The sequence below is a fragment of the Streptomyces sp. MZ04 genome (assembly GCF_004684775.1).
Lineage (GTDB): Bacteria > Actinomycetota > Actinomycetes > Streptomycetales > Streptomycetaceae > Streptomyces.
Map to the genome: position 1 here is coordinate 1 of NZ_SRIC01000467.1, position 3835 is coordinate 3835.

5 protein-coding genes are annotated in these 3835 nt (G+C 69.3%); 3 read left to right on the forward strand and 2 right to left on the reverse strand.

The genetic code is table 11. The annotated features are described in order from the left end of the window. Positions 1–542 (forward strand): hypothetical protein (locus E2651_RS41885; RefSeq protein WP_245239542.1); only part of this gene is annotated, 542 nt, incomplete at its 5' end. Between the two features lie 6 nt (positions 543–548). Here E2651_RS41885 and E2651_RS41890 read toward each other — a convergent pair. After that, entirely contained in the window at positions 549–1202 is a 654-nt protein-coding gene (locus E2651_RS41890; protein ID WP_135336508.1) for a DUF1326 domain-containing protein, read from the reverse strand. Between the two features lie 196 nt (positions 1203–1398). Here E2651_RS41890 and E2651_RS41895 point away from each other — a divergent pair, with 196 nt between their 5' ends. Then, on the forward strand, positions 1399–2163 hold the full coding sequence (locus E2651_RS41895; RefSeq protein ID WP_135336509.1) for a DUF2182 domain-containing protein: 765 nt from the start codon (positions 1399–1401) through the stop codon (positions 2161–2163). A gap of 275 nt (positions 2164–2438) precedes the next feature. Here the strand turns inward: E2651_RS41895 and E2651_RS41900 are convergent, their stop codons facing one another. Beyond that, a complete protein-coding gene (locus tag E2651_RS41900) occupies positions 2439–3032 on the reverse strand; it encodes a TetR/AcrR family transcriptional regulator (protein WP_135336510.1) in 594 nt (197 codons plus the stop codon). 89 nt (positions 3033–3121) lie between these two features. Here E2651_RS41900 and E2651_RS41905 point away from each other — a divergent pair, with 89 nt between their 5' ends. Beyond that, positions 3122–3721, forward strand: a complete 600-nt coding sequence (locus tag E2651_RS41905; RefSeq protein ID WP_135336511.1) for a hypothetical protein — start codon at positions 3122–3124, stop codon at positions 3719–3721. The last annotated feature ends 114 nt before the right edge of the window (positions 3722–3835 follow it).

Genomic DNA, 3835 nt, shown 5'->3' on the forward strand with positions numbered 1-3835 from the left:
CATACGGACTGCCCCACCGCGCGCCCACCGCGCGCCCACCGCCCGTCACCCCGAGGGTGGTCGGCATGAAGCCCACCCGTACCGCCCCCGCGGCCCGCATCGCCGCCGCGGCCTGCACCGCCCTGCTCGCCCTCACGGTCACCGCCTGCTCCGACGAAGACGTCGACAAGGCCAAGGACTCCGTCGCATCGGCCACGGCCAAGGCGGGCGAGGCGGTCGCGTCCGCCACGGAGGCGGCGGCCTCCGAGCTCGCGAAGGTCAAGGACGGCGTGAACGCCAAGGGCGACGTGAAGGCCGCGGACACCACAAAGCCCGACGGCGACCGCACCACCGCCGAGATCACCGCCACCAACAGCACGGACAAGAAGGCGGACTACACGATCTCCGTCAACTTCCGTGACGGCGACGGCAATCTCCTGGACGCGGCCGTCCTGAACATCAACGGCGTGGACCCGGGCGCTGCCAAGTCCGGCACGGCCCGCAGCAACCGAAGCCTGTCCGGCACCCCGAAGGCAGAGATCGGCCAGGCAGTGCGGCACTGAACGGGTTCAGTTCGGCCCCGCCCAGTCGAAGGTGATGTGCTTGCTGGACTGCCCCTGGCGGCTCCAGCTGAAGCCGAAGGCGTCGGCGCGGTCGGCCGTCGAGCGGCCCCAGGTCGCGACCTGGCCCGGACCGGTCTCCGATCCCGGCAGGTTGGTCGACTGCACGCGCGCGCCCTCGGGCGTCGTCGGTCCGGTGAGCGCCGTCGCACCGGCCTCGACCCGGCCCGGAACGCCGGCCCGCCATCCCCCCAGGTCATCGTCGACCTGAATGTCGATGGGGGCGAAGTCCATGCCGCGCATCTCGGCCCCGAACATGCTGATCATCTCGGCGGGCCAGCTGCCCGCCTGACCACTGAAGATCATCTGCAATGCCTCACGCTGCGCGTCGTCGGCCCTCTCGTCGAAGAAGACGCCCGCGTACGCGTCGGAGTGCTCGGCCCACACATTGCCGACGAACGAGCCGAGCATCAGTACGTTGAGGCCGTCCAGCGGAACATCGCCGTAGCGCCCTTCGCGTACATGCCAGGCCAGGACTCCATCGCAGTCCCCGTACGTGGGTGGCTCGGCGAACGAGCACGGGCACGGCACATTGCATTTGCAGGTGTCGAACCAGTCCCCGGACGCATGCCATTTAGGAACAGTCGGAGCTGTCTCAGTCATATCCGCCGCCTCCTCGAGGCCCGCACCTCCATTGTCCTCCCTGTCGTCCCTGTCGTCCCTGTCGTCCTTGTCGTCCCTGTCCTCCCTTTTTTGCCGCGCGACCCGCCGCCTTCTGTGCTGACCTGGAACTGTGTTCCGTGATCGGGCAACGCTCTCCGCGCCCCTGAGGCCGGGCAATCTCCTCCCCGCCCGGGAGATGACCATCGCCTGGTCCGTCATGGTGGTGCTCGCGCTGCTCGCGTGGCTGCTCACGGCCGCCCAGGCCGGTGACATGGATATGGATATGGAGCCGGGGACCATGGGCCTCGGCCTGCCCCTGTTCCTGCTGCTGTGGGTGACCATGATGGTCGCGATGATGTTCCCGTCCGTGGCACCGGTGGCGATCACCTGGGTCCGGGCCATCGGCCGTCAGTCCTCCGGCGCCGCCCGCACGGCGCGGATCGCCCAGTTCGTGGCCGGGTACCTGATCGCCTGGACGGCGTTCGGTCTCTGTGTGTACGGGATTCTCACCGTGACCGGCGACCTGGTCGACAGCCACCCCGAAGCCGGGCGCTGGATCGGCGCCGGCGCCTTCCTGCTCGCCGGACTCCACCAGTTCAGTCCGCTGAAGAACATGTGCCTGCGCCACTGCCGCAGCCCCATGGGCCAGCTCGTGCGCTACGCCGGCTACCGGCCGCGCGCCCGTGACCTGCGCGTCGGCGCCCACCACGGGCTCTACTGCGTCGGCTGCTGCTGGGGACTCATGATCGTCCTCATCCCGCTCGGCACGATGAACATCGCGGCGATGGCCTCAGTCGCGGTCATCATCTTCATCGAGAAGCTGTGGCGCCTCGGCCCGGTGTTCAGCACCGCGATCGGCGTGCTGTTCCTGGTCCTGGCCGCACTGGCCCCGTTCCAGAGCTGGCTGCTGCCGGGCCTTGAACATCACGGGCCGTCGATGGAGCCGATGAGGATGAGCTAGGGCCTGTCCGGTGGGTCAGGCCGGCCTTCGCGCCGGGCGCCGATTGACCAGGGCCGAGCGGGCCCTGGTGCTGCGTGCAGCTGCAAGGCGGAGGAGGGCGACAACGCGGAGCGTCGGCAACCGACGACAACGCCGGAGGGGGCACCTCCCTGCTCGAGCGAAGCTGAGAGCTTGGGGGAGCGCGTGCCAGGGCCCGCGACCCCGGCAGGACCCATCGGACAGGCCCTAGGCGCCAGGCACCAGGCACCAGGCACCAGGCACAAACCATGTGCCGCTCAGGGGCTGAGCGACCGCAGGATCCTCTCCGGCAGGACGCGCGCGGCCTCGTCGAGGTCGACATCGTCGATACCGGACAGCCACCGGCGCGCGGTCGCGACGACCGGCCCCAGGACCAGCGCCTCGATCAAGGGCACGGCCAGCGGGGCGACCTCGCCCGACTCGATGTGCTGCCGCATCCACGCGGCCATCGGCGAGAGCCTGGCCTCCTGGGCGTCGCGGAGCTGCCTGGCCTGCGCCATCCCCAGCCGGTCGGCGTAGGAGGAGTGCAGGAGCCGGGACGCGTCCGGGTGCTCCTGGATGAACGTCAGGTAGACCCGTACGAGGGCGCGGATGCCGGTCCGGGCGGTGCGGGAACGCTCCACGGCCGCGGCGAGCTCACCGAGCAGCCGGCCGACCCAGCGCTGCAGCAGGGCGATCATGAGGCCGTCGATGCTGCCGAAGTGGTGGTAGAGGCTGCCGAGGCTGACACCGCTGGCCTTGGTGATGGCGCTGACGGTGACGCCCTGCTCGCCGGAGTCGGCGTACACCTGGAGCGCGGCGTCCAGGAGACGGTCGGCGGTTTCCTCGCCGCGTTGTTGCTTGGGGCTCATGGTGACACCCAGCGTAAGGCACATATTTTCTAGAACGATTTTCTAGAAACCCACTCCATAAAAACCACCCGCTGCCCCACACTGATCCGGTGTCCGAACCCATACCCCCCGCAACCCGCCCAGCCGCCGCACCCGGCTCCACCGCCCGAGGCTGCCTGGCCGTGCTCGGCGTCGCCGGCGCCGCACTCCTCGTCATCCTGCTCCTGAACCAGGGCGACGACGGCGACAGCACGGCCGCTCCCGGCGCGACGACCACCACCACACCTACGTACTCCAGCGATCCGTACGAGACCGACGATCCGCACGAGACCGACGATCCATCCGGAACCGACGACCCGTACGGAACCGACGACCCGTACGACAGCGCGACCGACCCCGCCGCCACCCCTACTCTCACCGCCACCCCCACGAGCGAGGCCCCCACCCCGTACGACTCGGGCACCTGCCTCAACGGGACGCTGCCGGACTCCGAGACCGCGCAGGAGGTCAGCGACATCGACGAGGTGTCCTGCTCCGCGTCCGATGCCCACTACCGGGTGATCGAGAGCATCCCCATGACGTCGGACCTGGGCACCTGCAACGACAACTCCCGGACGCAGTACGCCTTCTCCTCCCGCTACACGCTCAACGGGACGACGATCAACGAGTATGTGTACTGCCTGGTCGGCATCGGCTCGTACGCCCGCTGAAGCCCACCCCCGCCCCACCTAACTAAAACCCTTTTCTAGAAACCTCTTCCCATCATGGGGCCGGTGATCCAGACTGACCCCATGCGCCCGAGGGGGGCGGGGGACAACGGGGAG

Coding starts and splice junctions, on each gene's coding strand:
- E2651_RS41890 (WP_135336508.1), bottom strand. CDS start 1,202: ATGACTGAGACAGCTCCGACTGTTCCTAAATGGCATGCGTCCGGGGAC.
- E2651_RS41895 (WP_135336509.1), top strand. CDS start 1,399: ATGACCATCGCCTGGTCCGTCATGGTGGTGCTCGCGCTGCTCGCGTGG.
- E2651_RS41900 (WP_135336510.1), bottom strand. CDS start 3,032: ATGAGCCCCAAGCAACAACGCGGCGAGGAAACCGCCGACCGTCTCCTG.